We start from the raw sequence: 15,511 nt of genomic DNA, 5'->3' as shown, positions 1-15,511 counted from the left end.
GGTGTTCTCTTCAGTGTCACCGATACGCCTCGCAGGACCGTGATCCATCGATTCGCACCGAGGACGCGGTCGCTTCCGGCTCGCGGGAGGGCACCGGATGCCGTGGCCCGTCCACGGGCCGGGGGGCGCGCTCCCGGCTCTCGGGCGTTGTGCGCTCCGAGTCCATGGCGATGTGGTCCGTGCCCGTTCCGAGGACGACCACGTCGAAGAGGGTCTGCGCGTAGACCCGGGCGGTGCGCAGCAGGTGGTGCATGCGGTGATGCCCCGGGGCGCCCCCCTGGTGGGTCACGGCCCGTCCGGGATCCTGGTCGGTGAGGCGGTGCTGTCCGGTCACGGTCGCACCTGCACCGTGGTCGATGCGTACGGACGGGAGGCGGGCGCCTGCGAGGAGGACGGCGGTGCCGCGAGCGCGCCACGGATGAGTTGGTCGAGCAGTGCGGGATAGGGCAGTCCCTGGTGCGCGAACATCTTGGGGACCTGGGACTGCGCGGTCATGCCGGGCATGGTGTTGACCTCGTTGAGGACGGGACCGTGGGCGGTGAGGAAGAAATCGCAGCGGGCCACTCCGTGGCAGCCGAGCGCGGCGAAGAGGGCGAGGGACGCTTCGACGAGCTGGTCGTGCTCGTCGGGGGACAGTGGGGCGGGGATGAGGAACCGGGCTCCCCCGTCGTATTTCTGCTCGGTGTCGAAGATGCGGCCGTCGTCGAGGAGGATCTCCAGCGGTGGCCCCACCGTCAGACTGCCGTCCGCACGCCGCAGGACGGCGAGATCGACCTCGCGGCCGATCACCAGGTCCTCGACCAGGACCCGGTCGTCGATCCTGAGGGCGGCGGCGATGGCCGGGCCGAGGTCTGCCGGCTCGGTGACCAGGGACACTCCGTGGCTGGACCCCGCGGCGACGGGCTTGACGACGACCGGGCCGGCGAAGCGCACCTGGTCCGCGCTGTCGGCGGTGACCAGGAAGCCCGGGGCGACGGCGATGCCGACCGCTTCGGCGACCAGCTTGGTGGCCCACTTGTCCATCGCCAGGGCGCCGGCCCGGACCCCCGCGCCGACATAGGGAAGATCGGCGAGGTCGAGCAGGGCCGCGAGCGTGCCGTCCTCGCCCTGCGGGCCGTGCAGCGCGGGGAAGACCACGTCGCAGCCGGCGAGCTGGGTCAGGGCCGCGGACAGACTTGCCGCGGGTGTGGCCCCCAGGGAGTGCCCGGCCGCGTCCCGCCACAGGCCGTCCCGTCCGATCGTGAGGCCCACCACGTCGTAGGCGGTGGGGGCGAGTGCCGATCGGACGGACGCGGCGGACGCCAGGGACACCTCGTGCTCGTCGCTTCGGCCGCCGCCGACCACGGCGACCCGGACGCGGTCGGCCCCGACGCCGTCGCCCAGGACGCGGAGGGCTTTCGATGCGGCGCTCATGCGGCCACCGCCGGGCGGTGCACCGTACGGCGCAAGCGTGCGCCGAGGCCGGTGACGATCTCGTGCTCTATGGTGCCGGACCAACGGGCCCAGTCCGCGAGTGTGGGCTCGCCGTGGCCGCCCGCGCCGAAGACGGTGGCGATGTCGCCGGGGACGGCCGGACGCTCCCCGGTGTCGACGATGATCTGGTCCATGGAGACACGTCCGACCACGGGGCGGCGGCGTCCGGCGAGTAGCACTTGCGCCCGGCCGGACGCCGCACGGGGAAGCCCGTCGGCGTATCCGAGGGCCAGCAGGGCCAGGTGGGTGTCGCGGCCGGCGGTCCACGCGTGCCCGTAGCCGGCCCGGGTCCCGGCCGGCACCGCGCGTACCGACACCACGGGTGCGGTCAGCGTGAGCGCGGGACGCAGCGGGGTCGTCCGCGTCGGATCGATGCCGTAGAGGCCGGCGCCGACACGGCTCAGGTCGAACCGGGTTCGCGGGTCGGTGAGGGTTGCCGAGGTCGCGGCCACATGCCGGATCGCCGGCCGCAGTCCGGCCCGGACCGCGGTGACCACCGCCGCCTGGAACAGTTCGAGGGCGCGGTCGGTGCACGGGTCGCCCGGGGTGTCCGCGCAGCCCAGATGGCTCATCACGCCGACGACCCGGACCAGGCCCTCCCGTTCCGCGTTCCGGGCCTGCCGGCACAGTTCGGCCCACTCCCGGGGGTCGGCGCCGTCACGGGCCATCCCGGTGTCCAGCTGCAGGTGGAGCTTGGCACGCCGGCCCGTCCGGGAAGCGGCACGGGCCACTGCGGCCAGGTGCCCGCGCCCGGGAACAGCGAGCGAGACATCGGCGCGCAGGGCCTCCTCGAATCCGGCGTCGAGCGGATTGAGCCAGCTCAGGACGGGCACCCGGAATCCCGCGTGCCTGAGGGACAGCGCCTCCTCGACGGAGGTGACGCCGAGGGAGGTCGCGCCCGCGCCCAGCGCGGCGGAGGCGGCTTCCACCGCGCCGTGTCCGAATCCGCCGGCTTTGACCACCGCCATCACGCGGGCGGCGCGCGCGGCGAAGATCCGGGTGTTCGCGGCGACCGCCGCAAGGTCCACACTCAGCTCCGGGCCCGCCCGGTGGCCGGGCGAACCGGACGGACCGGGCGGGCCGGGCGGTGCTGCGAAGCGGACAGCGGAGCCGATCGGTGGTTCGCAGTGCATGGGGTGGGTGCCCTTCGGAGGTGTCACAGTCGGCCGGAGCCCTCGCCGGCTCGGGCTCGGAGCCCGCCCCGGCGGCTCCGGCAAGGACGTCGCGGTTTCGGTGCATGAGCCGGAGCTCATGACAGGAAGGCTAGGAACGCCCAGTGGCCGCCCGCTTCGGGCGGAAGTCAGATCTCACCGGGCTCTGCTACGACTTTCGGCCGAGCGCGGCCGGCGGCGCACGCCTCGCTTCGTCCGGGCGCGACTCCGGCCGAGGACCTTTGGCGCCCGCTACAGCCGCACGGAGGCCGCCACCGGAAGATGGTCGCTGCCGGTCGCCGGAAGGGTCCAGGCCGAGCGTGGTTCCACGCCGCGCACCAGGATCTGGTCGATCCGGGCCACGGGGAACGACGCGGGCCAGCTGAACCCGAAGCCGGCTCCCGACTCGTCCTGCACCGAGCGCAACCCGGAGGTGACGGCGGACAGGCCCCTGTCCTGCGTGGTGCCGTTGAAGTCGCCGACGAGCAGGACACGGGGCGACTTCTCGGCGCGCAGGGCGGCGGCAAGACGTCGTGCGGCGGCGTCGCGACCGCTCGTGCCGAAGCCCGACACGGCGGTGAACCGCACGGACAGCAGGTGGGCGACGTACACGGCGACCGGTCCCTCGGGGGTGCGGACGGTGGCGCGCAGTGCGCGCGGCCAGGGCGCGATGTCGACCGTCCTCGCGTCGACGAGCGGGTAGCGGCTCCACACGCCCACGGTGTCCCGCACCGAGTGGTACGGGTAATCGGCGGCCAGCGCCGCACCGTACGCCGTCGCGTTGTCTCCCAGCTCCTCCAGGGCCAGCACATCGGCGCCCGAGGAGGCCAGGGAGCGGGCTGTGCGGCGCGGGTCGGGATTGTGCTCGTTGACGTTGTGCGTCACGACGGTCAGGTCCCCGCCGTCCGCCCGCTTGTCGGCGAGTGCCCCGCCGAAGAGCGAGCACCAAACGACGGCGGGCACCAGCAGGGCCACCGCGGTGCTCGCGGACCGCCTGATCGCCGCGTACAGCAGCAGGAGCGGCACACCGAGTCCCGTCCAGGGCAGGAAGGTCTCGACGAGGCTGCCCGGGTGGCCGAACCCGTCGGGTATCCATGCGTGGCCCGCCATCAGCACGGTGGGTGGCAGGGCCAGAAGACAGGCGGCGCCGCGGCCGCGCCGCCAGCTGCCGGGGCGGGTGACGGGCGGCGGCACCAGGGCGGGGACGGGCGCGGCGGGCGGGGGCGGGAGGAGTGCGGTCACAGCCGCCTCACCGTTCCCGGACGCCGGCCGGGGGCACGGTCGCCGACAGCCACCGGCGTACGCCCTCGACGAGCGCACCGCTGGTGTCGAGCGCGGCCTGCAGGCCTTCGCGGGGGCCGGTCCCGGCGCGCTGGTGCAGGACGACGCCGAGCACGAGGTGGTCGTGTCCCCGGCGGTCGGGCGCGATGGCCCCCCACATCAGGGCCCCTCCCGCGGGCGTGCTGGAACCGGACTTGAGGCCGATCACACCGGACGTGCCGAGCAGGGTGTTGGTGTTGGGGATCGTGCCGGGAACGCCGGGGACGGTGGTCCCGGGCATGGCCACGATGGACCGGAACACCTCGTCGCGCATGACCCGCCGGGCCAGTTCGAGCTGGTCGGCGGAGGTGCTGACGGTGGTGGGCTCGATGCCGCTGGCCCCGGTGTACGTGGTCCGGTCCATGCCCAGGTCGTCGGCGGCCCGGTTCATCCTGGTGACGAACGCCTCCTGGGAACCGGCGTCCCAACGGGCGAGCAGCCGGGCGATGTTGTTCCCCGAGGGGATCAGCATGAGTTCCAGCAGCCGCCGTTCGCTCAGCCGCTGTCCCTCCCCGACCTGCACGGTCGACTCGATGCCCGAGACGGACTCGTACGCGGCCGTCCGGTCGACGGTGATCCCGGGACCGGGTTCGTCCTTGCGCAGCGGATGGTCACGCAGGATCACGTACGCGGTCATCACCTTGGTGACGCTGGCGATCGGCACTGGCGTCTGAGCGCCCTTGGTGCCCAGATCGCCTCGGTCGCCGAATCCTTCGACCAGCACGCTCGCCTGCCCCTCCGAGGGCCAGGGCAACGACGCCACGGGCTCGCCGGTCCGCCCGCCCGTGGGGCCGGTCAGCCCCGGGCCGCCGCCCGCGCCCGAGGTGAGAACGAGAGCGCCGAGGACGACCAGGGTGACCAGGGCCACGGCGCCTGCCGTCAGGAGCACGGCAGGGCGCCGGAGGACGGACGACCGGCCTGGCGCGGGCGGCCACGGGGTCCGCGGCTCGACCGGGTGCGCGTCACGCGCGCCGGGTACGACGGCTGGACACATGGGAGGGCACCTCCAGGGGACACCGTGCGTGGCGTTCACGCACGGCGACCACACTGGGCGGGTCACATCTCCGCGCGGCCGTGCCCGCGGCTCCGCCGCCGCTCGGTTGGTCATCCGTTGTGTATCGACGCCTCAGCCGTGTATCGACGCTCCGCGCGGAGCCGGCCTCGGTACCGCGGGTCGTGTCCCGCGGTGCGGTGTCCCGTCAGCGGGTCGTCGGCAGCCGCAGCGTGGCCACGGCTCCGCCGCCGGGTGCGTTGGCGAAGGACAGGGTCGCCCCGATGACCTTCGCCTGGCCCAGGGCGATCGTCAGCCCCAGGCCGTGACCCCGGCCGCGCTCCGCCGCCCCGGTACGGAAGCGCTGGGGCCCGTCCGTCAGCAGTTCGTCCGGGAAACCCGGCCCGTGGTCCCGTACCGTCACGGTGGTGCCCGCCACCTCGACCTCGACGGGCGCGCGACCGTGCCGGTGCGCGTTGACGACCAGGTTGGCGACGATCCGGTCGAGCCGACGCGGATCGGTCTCGGCGGTCGGGGCGCCGCCGGCGGCCAGGCGTGCCGCCAGTCCGGTGCGCGCCAGCGACTCCGCGACCACCTCGGCCAGCGGCACGGGCCGTGTTTCTGCCCGCTCGGCGCCCGCGTCCAGCCGGGAGATCTCCAGCAGGTCCTCGACCAGGGTCCGCAGCACGCCCACCCGGTCCCGGACCAGATCGGTGGCCTCCCCCTCGGGCAGCAGGGTGCTCGCGGTGACCAGGCCCATCAGCGGGGTGCGCAGCTCGTGGGCGACGTCGGCGGTGAAACGCTGCTCGGCCACCAGCCGTTCGCCGAGGGTGTCGGCCATCGAATCGACCGCGGCCGAGATGTCGGTGATCTCGTCCCCGCCCCGGCCGGCACCCGTCCGCGCGTCCAGGTCGCCGGAGGTGATCCGGCGCGCGGTCCGCGCCACCCGGCGCAGCCTGCGGTGGGGCGGTTCCGCGGCGAGCGCCGTCAGCGGTACGACGACGGCCAGCGCGACCAGCGAGTACTTCCACATGTGCCGGTCCAGGGCCTGCCGGGTGAGCTGGTCGGAGGTCATGTCGAGGCGCACCGCCACGGGGTGGCCGTGGTACATGCGGGCCGCCCACATCTCGGGACGGTTCCCGGTGCTGTCGCTGTCGTACCAGGTGGCGATTCCGTCGTACAGCACCTGCCGTTGCTGGAGCCGGTGCAGCAGCTCGTCGGGGAGGGCACCGGGCTCCGTCTCCAGCCCCTCGGGCGGAACGCCGTTCCGCCCGTAGTCGTCCAGGGTCCGGGTCAGCTCCGTCGCGGCGTCGGCCGCGCCGTCGTTCAGCGAGCGGTCCAGGGTGCTGCTGTGGACCAGTACCCCGACGGTCAGCGCGACGGCGCAGCAGGCCACGGCCACCAGCAGAGCGGTCTTCCAGCGCAGCGAACGCCAGTTGAGCAGGGAACGTACGGTCTTCACGTCAGCGCCGCAGCTTGTAGCCGAAGCCCCGGACGGTCTCGATCCGCTCGGAGCCGATCTTCTTGCGCAGCCGTTGCACGCACAGGTCGACCACCCGGCTGTCGCCGTCCCAGCCGTAGTCCCACACATTGCGCAGAAGCGTCTGCCGGTCGAGCACGATGCCGGGGTTCGCCGCGAACTCCAGCAGCAGCCGCAGCTCGGTCGGGGCCAGCGCGACCGGTTCACCCGCCAGGAACACCTCCAGTCCGGCGGTGTCGACGGCCAGGTCTCCGAAGACCAACGTGGCGCGGTCGGGGGCGCTGCCGGACTCCTCCGCCGGTGGCTGCCGGCCCCCCGGGTCGGCGGCGGCAGCGGCGGGCGCGGAGGCGGCGACGGGGCCGAAGGTCGCCCGCCGCAGCAGCGAGCGGATCCGGGCGACCAGCACCGCGGTGTCGACGGGCTTGACCACGTAGTCGTCGGCGCCCGCCTCCAGGCCGGAGACCACGTCCAGCGCGTCGCCGCGCGCGGACATCATCAGAATCGGATCGGTGCTCGTCTCCCTGATCCGGCGGCACAGCCCGATGCCGTCCAGGCCGGGCAGCATCACGTCCAGCAGGAGCAGGTCGTGGTCGCCCTCGCGGAACAGTTCGAGCCCGGTCAGGCCGTCACCGGCGGACACGACGCGGTAGCCGTAGCGCTCCAGCGCCATCGTGACCGATCTGCGGATCACCTCGTCGTCCTCGACGAGCAGGATCCCCACAGGCGCGGCGTCTGCCTGAGTCACGTGAAAGGCCCTCTCCGTCGGACGTGTGGTCGTCGAAGCTCCATCATGCGGGAACGCGTGCCGTCACCCGGCAGCCGCCTGGGCGTCCCGGGCACCGCACGGGTTCCCGGGCCACCCTGCACGGGTCGTGCCGCCGCCCGGCCGCAACCGCACGTCCGCGGCGGCTCAACCGTGTATCGGCCGTGTACCGGCCGGGCCGCACATCGACCCGGGAGGCGTTGATCAACTCCTCCTCGGCGGCCGGGTGGCCGCCTCAGGAAGTTCCGGAGGCGTCCAGCCGGGCACGCAGGGCCCCGGAGATCTCGGCGGCGGCGATCATCTGTTCCGCCGTGAGGGGATCGATGAACAGTTCCCTGACGGCGCTGAGATGGGGAAGCGTGGCCCGCCGGAAGGCCTGGGCGCCTTCGGCGGTGAGCAGTACCTCGGCGCCCCGGTTGTCGGTGACGCACTCCACACGCCGGATCAGCCCGCGCCGCTCCATGCGTCCGAGGTGGTGCGACAGGCGGCTGCGTTCCCAGCCGACGGCTGCCGCCAGTTCGGAGGAGCGCAGCCGGTGTCCCTCCGCCTCCCGCAGCGCGAGGAGCACGGCGTAGTCCCCGGGGGACAGCGCGGAATCACTCTGAAGTCGCGAGGCCAGCTCCGAGCGGAGCCGTTCCGTCGTCTCGATGAAGTCGCGCCAGATCTGCAGTTCCGCAGGAGTGGGCAGTGGCCCGTGTCTCCGTTCCATGACCGCCCCTTCTGTTTGACACGTCAATCATATCGATGCATTGTTGACACGTCAATCACATGACCGCCGGACGCCCAGCCGTTCCGGGGGCGGGAGGAGGGGACTGTGGAAGCCACTGACTTCGAACTGGGCCTGAATTCGTTCGGGGAGATCGCGACGGACGGCGATCGGGTGCTCAGCGACGCCGAGACCGTCCGGCTGCTCGTCGGTGAGGCCTCGCTCGCCGAAGCCGCGGGACTCGACGTCTTCAGCGTCGGCGAGCACTATCGGCCGGGGCACATGGACACCGCCACCCCCGTCCTGCTCTCCGCGATGGCCACCGCCACGGAGCGCATCAAGCTCGGCACCTCGGTGACCGTCCTCAGCACCAACGACCCGGTACGGCTGTACCACGCGTTCTCCACCCTGGACGCCGTGTCGAACGGCCGGGCCCAGCTCGTCCTGGGGCGGGCGTCCGTCACCGAGTCCTTCGCCCTGTTCGGCCACGACGTCGCCGAATACGACCGGCTCTTCGACGAGAAGCTCGACCTGTTCATGCGCCTGCAGCGGGAGGAGACGGTCACGTGGTCCGGCACCGTCCGGACGCCGCTGGTCGACCAGCACCTGCGCCCCCGTATGCGCGAGGGGGGCATCCCCACCTGGATCGGCGTGGGCGGCAGCCCCAACTCCACGATCCGCGCAGCCCGGTACGGCCTGCCGCTGATGCTGGCCATCATCGGCGGCCGCCCGCAGCGCTTCGCCGGCCACGTGGACCTCTACCGGCGGGCACTGAAGCAGGTCGGACACCCCGCCCAGCCCATCGGCCAGCACTCCCTGGGCCTCGTCGCCGACACCGACGAAGAGGCGGTCGAGACCTGGTGGCGGTACTGGGAGCCGGTCGTCGCCGCGGTCTCCGAGGAGCGCGGTTTCTACCGGCCCACGTACAAGCGCTACCTGGCGGAGATCTCCGACGGCGCGCTGTTCGTCGGCTCCCCCGAGACCGTGGCCCGCAAGATCGCCCGGGTCGCCCGTGACCTCCACCTGACCCGATTCGACCTCAAGTACGACATCATGCACCTGCCCCGCCAGGCCCGCGCCCGGACGATCGAGCTCCTGGGCCGGGAAGTGGCGCCGATGGTGCGCGAACTGCTCACGAAGGAACCCGCTGATGTCTGATCTCCTTTTCGGCCTCGACACGTTCGGCGACGTGCCCGTGGACGACACCGGTGCCCCCGTCTCCCACGCGGCCTCGATCCGGCAGGTCCTCGACGAGGCCGTCCTGGCGGACCAGATCGGCGTCGACGCCATCGCGCTCGGCGAGCACCACCGCCCCGAGTACTCGGTGTCGACCCCGGAGACCGTGCTCGCCGGCATCGCCACCCGCACCGAGCGGATCCGGCTCGCCTCCGGCGTGACCGTCCTCAGCTCCGACGACCCGGTCCGCGTCTTCCAGCGCTTCGCGACCGTCGACGCCCTCTCGCACGGCCGGGCCGAGGTGATCCTCGGCCGCGGCTCCTTCACCGAGTCCTTCCCCCTGTTCGGGTACGACCTCAGCGACTACGACGTGCTCTTCGAGGAGAAGATCGAGCTCTTCGCGAAGCTGCTGGACGAGAAGCCCGTCACCTGGAACGGCACCGTGCGGGCGCCGCTGAAGGACGCCGACGTCTTCCCCAAGACCGAGTCCGGCAGGCTCACCACCTGGGTCGGCGTCGGCGGCTCGCCGCAGTCGGTCGTCCGCACCGCGCGTTACGGCTTCCCGCTCATGCTCGCGATCATCGGCGGCTCCCCGACGCGCTTCGAGCCCTACATCGACCTGTACCGGCGCGCGGCGGAGCAGTTCGGCACGACCGCCCATCCTGTGGGGATGCACTCCCCCGGGTTCATCGCCGACACCGACGAGGAGGCCCGCGAGGGCTTCTGGCCGGGGTACAAGGTGATGCGCGACCGCATCGGCGCGCTGCGCGGCTGGCCCCCGGTCCGCCGGGAGGAGTTCGACGCCGAGATCGAGCACGGCTCCCTCTACGTCGGGTCGCCCGAGACGGTCGCCCGCAAGATCGCCCGCGCCGTCGGCGACCTCGGCGTCGGCCGGTTCGACCTCATCTACACCGTGGGCCCGCAGCCGGTCGGCGCCCGCATGCGTGCCGTCGAGCTCTACGGCACGAAGGTGATCCCCATGGTCCGCGACATCCTCGCGGGCTGACGCACGAACGGAACGGAACGGAGACGACATGGATCCCGAGGGCATGCGAACGATCGGCATCCTGGGCGCGGGGAAGGTCGGGACGGTCCTGGCCCGCCTGGCCCTGGCAGCGGGGCACCGGGTACTGATCGCGGGCTCCGGCGACCCCTCCGCGATCGCGCTCACTGTGGAGGTCCTCACCCCGGGCGCGGTGGCGGTCACCGCCGCCGAGGCCGCGGCCCGGGCCGACATCGCGATCCTGGCGCTCCCACTGGGCAAGTACCGCAGCGTCCCGGCCGAGGCGCTGCGGGGCAAGCTCGTGATCGACGCGATGAACTACTGGTGGGAGGTCGACGGCATTCGCGACGACCTGACCGATCCGCGCACCTCGTCGAGCGAGACCGTCCAGGCGTTCCTGGCCGGCTCCCGCGTGGTGAAGGCGTTCAACCACATGGGGTACCACGACCTCGAGGACGAGGCCCGGCCGGCCGGTGCTCCCGGGCGCAAGGCGATCGCCGTCGCCGGCGACGACCCCGACGACCTTGCCGAGGTGGCCGGCCTCGTGGACGCGCTCGGCTTCGACCCCGTCGTCGCCGGCCCGCTCGCCCAGGGCGTCCGCCTCGAACCGGGCACCGAGCCCTTCGGCGCCAACGTCGACCGCCGGGAACTCGAGGCCATGCTCGCCCGCTTCCCGGAGACCGAGCGCGGGCGGGCCGTCGCCGAGGCACGGGCGGCCGGCGCCCCCGCGGACCCCGTGCGGTAACCCCCCACCGCCGGGTGTGCCCGGTCTGTCAACTCCGCCTGGGAGAAGGGTTGACGAGTCCTGTGTGTTCGTGAAGAACTTTGTTCGTTACACGAATTTCCAGTAGTCCCCGGAAGGCCTTGCGCGGCCGCAGCCACGCTGAAACTGGTCGGCGACCGTTGGTCGTTGCTGATCGCCCGCGAGATCATGTTCGGGAACCGGCGCTTCAGCCAGATCGCCCGCAACACCAGTGCGCCTCGGGACCGGCTCGCCGCCCGGCTCAAATCCCTCGTGACCAACGCCATCCTCGAAAAGCGCGAGTATCAGGCCACCCGATTCGAATACCACCTCAACGAGGCGGGCAAGGAACTCTTCCCCTTGCTCATCAGCCTCCTGGCCTGGGGTGACCGCGGGGCCGTGGGCGAGCCCCCCATGATCGTGGAACACCACGGCCACCGGGTTCAGCCGAGCACCGCGTGCAACGTCTGCGGGGAAGCGATCGACGGCCAAGGGCTCCACTGGACACCCGATGCACCCGGCTGGTCGATGGCAGGGCCGGAGGCCTGAGCGCCCCTGCCTCCCCGACGTCGGCACCCCGGCCGCACAATCCGCACCACCAGCCGTCGCGCCCGGTATGAGGTGACGTACCCCAACGCGGAATACCTCGCGGACGGCGCCGGTTCTGCAATCCAGGCGCCTCCTTCCTTCGCCGCCCGGGGCTGCTCGTACGCTCGGTGAAGACGGTCGGCGATCAGGAGGTGGACGGTGCGGCGGGTGTATCTGCTGTGGACGATTGCGGCGGCGGGATTCGCCGTGGACCAGATCACCAAGGCGATCGCCGCGGTCGTGATCGAGGGCCATGAAGCCCGGCACGCCCTGGGCGGGGCGGTGACCTTCACCGCATTCCGGAACTCCGGAGCCGCCGGCTCCTTCGCGCCCCGCGCGACCCTGGTCTTCACACTCGTGGCGACCGTGGCGCTCATCGCCATCGCCCGGGTCGCCCGCTCCGTCCGGTCCACCGGCTGGGCAATCGGTCTCGGACTGATCTTCGCGGGCGCCGCCGGGAACCTCGCCGACCGCATCTTCCGCACCCCCGGATTCGGTCGTGGCGCCGTGCTCGACTTCATCCAGTTCGGCGACTCAGGGATCTTCAATCTCGCCGACCAGTGCGTGACCGCCGGTGCAGCGATCGTCCTCATCCAGACCTTCCGCGGCGTGCCCGTGCGCACCATCGCCGCGCACGGCCTCACGAGTCGTGCGCTGGAGCGCTGACGACACAACGCGGACCGCCGCCCCGGCCCCGCCGATCACCCCGCACGGTCAGTCCGCGCGCGGGGGCCGGCGCAGGAGGAACACGCCCACCGCGGCCGACACCAGGATCACGTACAGCGCGAAGGCCATTCCCGCGTCCCGCAGTCCCAGAGCGAGGGAGAGGGCGCCGACTCCGACCACCGGTACCGAGATGCCCACGTAGGCGACGACGAAGAAGGCCGAGATCGTCGCGCCCCGGTGCTCCTCCGGGGCCACCGCGCCCACGCTGGTGAGGCCCGCGCGGAACGACATGCCCTGGCCGAGACCGCCCACCAGGGCGCCCACGACCAGCACCGGCAGGGACTCCACCAGGAGTGAGGCGGCCACGACGGCCATACCGGTCGTGAGCACCAGGCAACCGGCCGGCAGCGCGCGCCGCGCACCCAGGCGGCCCATCAGCAGCTGACCGGCGGTGGAGGAGCAGAACACGGAGAAGGCGACCAGGCCGGTGACGGCCAGGTTGCGCTCCCCCAGGGTCTCGGCGAGGAAACTCGGCGCCACCGCGGTGAACAGTCCGAGCAGGGAGAAGCCTGCGAAGGCCGCCAGCCCGGCAGGGACGAACGCCGCGCGCGTCTGCGGCGGCACGACCATGCCCTGCGGGCGCAGCGGGGGGCGCGGAGTGCGCCGCGCCACCGTCTCGGGCAGCACGCGCATGACGGCGAAGGCCGCCAGGAGCAGGACGATGTGCACCAGGAAGGGCAGCCGAAGGGGCCACGGCGCGTACTGGGCCAGGATTCCCGACAGCAGCGGTCCGCACCCCAGGCCGCCCATGTTGGCGGCGGTGGCCGCGAAGCCCGCCCGTGCGCGCCGGTCGGGGGGCGCCAGTTCGAGTACGGCGGCTGTCGCGGCCCCGCTGAACAGGCCGGCGGAGAATCCCGAGAGCAGCCGTCCGGCGAACAGCAGCGGCAGCCCGTTCTGGAACAGGAAGCACACCGCGCTCAGCAGCGACAGCCCCAGCGCGGACAGCAGCACCGGCCTTCGGCCGAGGACATCGGAGAAGTCGCCGGCGACCAGCAGCGCGGCGATGACGCCGATCGCGTAGACCGCGAAGACCACCGTGACGATCAGTTCGGAGAACCCGATCTCTTCCCGGTAGAGCCCGTACAGCGGAGTCGGCAGCGTGGTCCCCGCCATGCCGGCCGCGAACACCCCGGCGGCTGCGACGTACGAGCCCCCGGCACGGCGTTCCCCAGCGGCTTGCTCGATCACGCCCCCAAATCTAGCTGACGGCCCGTCGGCCGATCGTGTACGGAGCGCCCGCCGGGCGGACCACGACGGCGGACGGCACGGCGAGGCCGTGAAGCGTGTCCGGCGATCACCTCCCGCCGAAGATGCCGCGCCACCCCCTCATACCGGGCGTGTCGTCATCGGCACAGGCCGAAGCGCCGCGGCGGGCGGCTCCCTCGGCGCGTACCCGGCCGGGAACACCACCGACGGCGCCCAGGCCTCCTCCTGGGAGGGTCCGGCCGGCTCCTTCCCCCAGTGGGTGCAGGTCGACCTCGGCACCACCCGTGCCGTCGACCGGATGGTGCTCAAGCTGCCCTCCGGATGGGAGACCCGGACCCAGACGCTCTCCCTCCAGAGCAGCACCGACGGCTCCTCGTTCACCACGCTCTCCGCCTCTGCCGGGCGGGTGTTCGATCCGGCCCAGGCCAACACCGTCGCCGTGGACCTGGCCTCCCCCGCCGACGCCCGGTACGTCCGCGTCAACGTCACCGGCAACACCGGCTGGAACGCCGCGCAGCTCTCCGAGCTGGAGGTGTACGGCGAGGACGGCGGCGTCACCGACCCGCCGCCCACCGGCACCAACCTGGCCCGCAACAAACCTGTCGAGGCCACCTCGTCGACACAGACGTACTTCGCCGCCAACGCCACCGACGACTCCACCTCCACCTATTGGGAGGCGGCCGGCCACCCGGCCGACCTCACCGTCGAGCTGGGCGCCGCGGCGGACGTCACCGCCGTCGTGGTCAAGCTCAACCCGGACCCGGTGTGGGGCGCCAGGACGCAGGGCGTCCAGGTGCTGGGCCGCGCGCCGTCCGATACCGGTTTCACCTCGCTGCGCGACCGCGCCGACTACTCCTTCAGCCCCGGTACGGGCAACTCGGTGACCATCCCGGTCAGCGGCCGGTGGGCCGACGTGCGCCTGCGGTTCTTCTCCAACACCGGCGCGCCCGGCGGCCAGGTCGCCGAGTTCCAGGTCGTCGGCACCGCGGCGCCCGCGCCCGACCTCACACCGGCGACGACGCGCTGGCGGTGTGGGCCAGCAAGTACGTGAAGGACGCCTCCGTCGACGTCGGCCACGACAACCACTTCCGCAACAACACGATCCAGCTGCCCTGGCGGGCCAACGGCATCGCGGTGTACGGCGGCTACGGCAACACCATCGAGAACAACATCGTCTCCGACACGATGAACTACCCGGGCATCATGCTCGCCACCGACCACGACCCGATCCCCTTCTCCGGTCAGACCCTCGTCGCGGGCAACGCCCTGTACCGGACGGGCGGCGCGTTCTGGGGCGAGGCGCAGGAATTCGGCGCCATCACGCTCTTCGCCCAGGGCACGGACATCCCTGGCGTGACCATCCGGGACACCGAGATCCACGACTCCACCTACGACGGAATCCAGTTCAAGACCGGCGGCGGCGCGATGCCCGGCGTGAAGGTCACCGGCGTCCGCGTCGACAAGTCCAACAACGGCTCGGGCATCCTCGCGATGAGCGGCGCCCGTGGCAGCGCCACCCTGACCGACGTCACGATCACCAACTCGGCCCGGGGTGACGTGCTGATCGAGCCGGGCTCGCAGTTCACCGTCACCGGTGCGCCCAGCGGCCTGGCCGCCGAGCGCAAGGGCAGCTGATCCCGGAGGGGTCCCCGGTCCCCGGCTCCACCGCCGGTCCGGGGACCCCGGGTGGGAGCCGCCTGCCAGGGGCGATACCCGGGCCCGCTGATGGTTGGGCACCGTACGAGACAGGCCCCCGGCGCTTCACAGCGGCGGGGGCCCGGCTCTCGGCCGAGGGGCGTCTGGGGGGGGATGGACGAACCCTCAAGCACTGCACCCAGCCTGACCGCTGAGGGGCGCGGCCACCAGCCGGGCGGCGCATACGGGTGACGGGACGGCCCGCCACCCAGCCTTGGGCTCCACGGGCGAAGGCGGGACGGCGGGACCGGAGTGCACCTTCACGAGGAACGGGGCACGCTGGCAGCGTGGAGGAATGCCGAGTGATCGTGTATCCGCCCTCCGAGAGCGGCAGTCGACGCGTCCGTGTGGACGGCGAGGATCTCGGCCTGGCCTACAGCGTGGCGGACCTGCTGGAGTTCATACGCCGGGCGGGTCTCGATCCGGACGCGGCCGACATCACCGACCCCTGGCTGTTCGAGTGGCGCAGCGCGGGGCCGGACGCGTGGTGA

Annotated in this window: 16 protein-coding genes and 1 pseudogene; 8 read left to right on the top strand and 9 right to left on the bottom strand. The window is 72.5% G+C overall.

What is annotated here, in order from left to right; genetic code table 11:
- Positions 1 to 16: 16 nt before the first annotated feature.
- From ACWDAS_RS35270 to ACWDAS_RS35235, 8 genes are all read right to left on the bottom strand, one after another.
- Positions 17 to 334 carry a hypothetical protein gene (locus tag ACWDAS_RS35270; protein ID WP_450398974.1) on the bottom strand — a complete coding sequence of 106 codons (318 nt, stop codon included), beginning with the start codon at positions 332 to 334 and terminating at the stop codon, positions 17 to 19.
- Complete coding sequence (locus ACWDAS_RS35265) at positions 331 to 1,413, bottom strand: D-alanine--D-alanine ligase family protein (protein ID WP_450398972.1); 1,083 nt, start codon at positions 1,411 to 1,413, stop codon at positions 331 to 333. Before ACWDAS_RS35265 ends, ACWDAS_RS35270 begins: the two co-directional genes overlap by 4 nt.
- Positions 1,410 to 2,501 (bottom strand): alanine racemase, encoded by a 1,092-nt coding sequence (gene alr, locus ACWDAS_RS35260; protein WP_450398970.1) that lies wholly within the window; start codon positions 2,499 to 2,501, stop codon positions 1,410 to 1,412. Before alr ends, ACWDAS_RS35265 begins: the two co-directional genes overlap by 4 nt.
- A gap of 375 nt (positions 2,502 to 2,876) precedes the next feature.
- Positions 2,877 to 3,866: an endonuclease/exonuclease/phosphatase family protein gene (locus ACWDAS_RS35255; protein ID WP_450398969.1), complete on the bottom strand. Its 990-nt coding sequence runs from the start codon at positions 3,864 to 3,866 to the stop codon at positions 2,877 to 2,879.
- 7 nt (positions 3,867 to 3,873) lie between these two features.
- Positions 3,874 to 4,938 carry a D-alanyl-D-alanine carboxypeptidase family protein gene (locus ACWDAS_RS35250; RefSeq protein ID WP_450398967.1) on the bottom strand — a complete coding sequence of 355 codons (1,065 nt, stop codon included), beginning with the start codon at positions 4,936 to 4,938 and terminating at the stop codon, positions 3,874 to 3,876.
- 205 nt (positions 4,939 to 5,143) lie between these two features.
- Positions 5,144 to 6,397, bottom strand: coding sequence for an ATP-binding protein (locus ACWDAS_RS35245; protein ID WP_450398965.1), 1,254 nt, complete (start codon positions 6,395 to 6,397; stop codon positions 5,144 to 5,146).
- A 1-nt stretch (position 6,398) separates the two neighbouring features.
- Entirely contained in the window at positions 6,399 to 7,085 is a 687-nt protein-coding gene (locus ACWDAS_RS35240) for a response regulator transcription factor (protein ID WP_450399010.1), read from the bottom strand.
- A gap of 328 nt (positions 7,086 to 7,413) precedes the next feature.
- Positions 7,414 to 7,887, bottom strand: a complete 474-nt coding sequence (locus ACWDAS_RS35235; RefSeq protein ID WP_450398963.1) for a MarR family winged helix-turn-helix transcriptional regulator — start codon at positions 7,885 to 7,887, stop codon at positions 7,414 to 7,416.
- A gap of 105 nt (positions 7,888 to 7,992) precedes the next feature.
- On the opposite strand from ACWDAS_RS35235, the gene ACWDAS_RS35230 reads away from it, so the two are divergent.
- The 5 genes from ACWDAS_RS35230 to ACWDAS_RS35210 all read left to right on the top strand — a co-directional run bounded on the left by ACWDAS_RS35230 (position 7,993) and on the right by ACWDAS_RS35210 (position 12,059).
- Positions 7,993 to 9,042 (top strand): LLM class flavin-dependent oxidoreductase, encoded by a 1,050-nt coding sequence (locus tag ACWDAS_RS35230; protein WP_450398961.1) that lies wholly within the window; start codon positions 7,993 to 7,995, stop codon positions 9,040 to 9,042.
- Positions 9,035 to 10,066 carry an LLM class flavin-dependent oxidoreductase gene (locus ACWDAS_RS35225; protein WP_450398959.1) on the top strand — a complete coding sequence of 344 codons (1,032 nt, stop codon included), beginning with the start codon at positions 9,035 to 9,037 and terminating at the stop codon, positions 10,064 to 10,066. The genes ACWDAS_RS35230 and ACWDAS_RS35225 overlap by 8 nt, the downstream gene beginning before the upstream one ends.
- 43 nt (positions 10,067 to 10,109) lie before the next feature.
- A complete protein-coding gene (locus ACWDAS_RS35220) occupies positions 10,110 to 10,808 on the top strand; it encodes an NADPH-dependent F420 reductase (protein WP_450398958.1) in 699 nt (232 codons plus the stop codon).
- 60 nt (positions 10,809 to 10,868) lie between these two features.
- Complete coding sequence (locus ACWDAS_RS35215) at positions 10,869 to 11,354, top strand: winged helix-turn-helix transcriptional regulator (protein ID WP_450399008.1); 486 nt, start codon at positions 10,869 to 10,871, stop codon at positions 11,352 to 11,354.
- Positions 11,355 to 11,552: 198 nt separating this feature from the next.
- Positions 11,553 to 12,059 (top strand): signal peptidase II, encoded by a 507-nt coding sequence (locus ACWDAS_RS35210; RefSeq protein ID WP_450398956.1) that lies wholly within the window; start codon positions 11,553 to 11,555, stop codon positions 12,057 to 12,059.
- 48 nt (positions 12,060 to 12,107) lie between these two features.
- Here the strand turns inward: ACWDAS_RS35210 and ACWDAS_RS35205 are convergent, their stop codons facing one another.
- Positions 12,108 to 13,232 carry an MFS transporter gene (locus ACWDAS_RS35205; protein WP_450398954.1) on the bottom strand — a complete coding sequence of 375 codons (1,125 nt, stop codon included), beginning with the start codon at positions 13,230 to 13,232 and terminating at the stop codon, positions 12,108 to 12,110.
- Between ACWDAS_RS35205 and ACWDAS_RS35200 the strand changes: the two genes are divergently transcribed.
- The 3 genes and pseudogenes from ACWDAS_RS35200 (at position 13,231) to ACWDAS_RS35190 (ending at position 15,511) form a co-directional block, all read left to right on the top strand.
- The gene (locus ACWDAS_RS35200; protein ID WP_450399006.1) at positions 13,231 to 14,376 is read left to right on the top strand and encodes a discoidin domain-containing protein; all 1,146 of its coding nucleotides are present in this window, start codon (positions 13,231 to 13,233) and stop codon (positions 14,374 to 14,376) included. The two genes, ACWDAS_RS35205 and ACWDAS_RS35200, sit on opposite strands and share 2 nt — an antisense overlap.
- Positions 14,331 to 14,960: pseudogene (locus ACWDAS_RS35195) on the top strand (right-handed parallel beta-helix repeat-containing protein); the annotation flags it as partial. The gene ACWDAS_RS35200 and the pseudogene ACWDAS_RS35195, both read left to right, overlap by 46 nt.
- Before the next feature lie 362 nt (positions 14,961 to 15,322).
- Positions 15,323 to 15,511, top strand: coding sequence for a hypothetical protein (locus tag ACWDAS_RS35190; protein WP_450398953.1), 189 nt, complete (start codon positions 15,323 to 15,325; stop codon positions 15,509 to 15,511).

Source organism: Streptomyces sp. NPDC001070, assembly GCF_053598835.1.
The sequence above is the reverse complement of the archived record's forward strand: the minus strand, read 5'-3'. Positions and strand labels throughout refer to the sequence as shown.

Bases quoted from the DNA above. Each gene is read 5' to 3' on its own strand.
- ACWDAS_RS35265 (WP_450398972.1), bottom strand. From the start codon at position 1,413: ATGAGCGCCGCATCGAAAGCCCTCCGCGTCCTGGGCGACGGCGTCGGG.
- ACWDAS_RS35250 (WP_450398967.1), bottom strand. From the start codon at position 4,938: ATGTGTCCAGCCGTCGTACCCGGCGCGCGTGACGCGCACCCGGTCGAG.
- ACWDAS_RS35240 (WP_450399010.1), bottom strand. From the start codon at position 7,085: ATGGCGCTGGAGCGCTACGGCTACCGCGTCGTGTCCGCCGGTGACGGC.
- ACWDAS_RS35235 (WP_450398963.1), bottom strand. From the start codon at position 7,887: ATGGAACGGAGACACGGGCCACTGCCCACTCCTGCGGAACTGCAGATC.
- ACWDAS_RS35225 (WP_450398959.1), top strand. From the start codon at position 9,035: ATGTCTGATCTCCTTTTCGGCCTCGACACGTTCGGCGACGTGCCCGTG.
- ACWDAS_RS35220 (WP_450398958.1), top strand. From the start codon at position 10,110: ATGCGAACGATCGGCATCCTGGGCGCGGGGAAGGTCGGGACGGTCCTG.
- ACWDAS_RS35200 (WP_450399006.1), top strand. From the start codon at position 13,231: ATGCCGGCCGCGAACACCCCGGCGGCTGCGACGTACGAGCCCCCGGCA.
- ACWDAS_RS35205 (WP_450398954.1), bottom strand. From the start codon at position 13,232: ATGGCGGGGACCACGCTGCCGACTCCGCTGTACGGGCTCTACCGGGAA.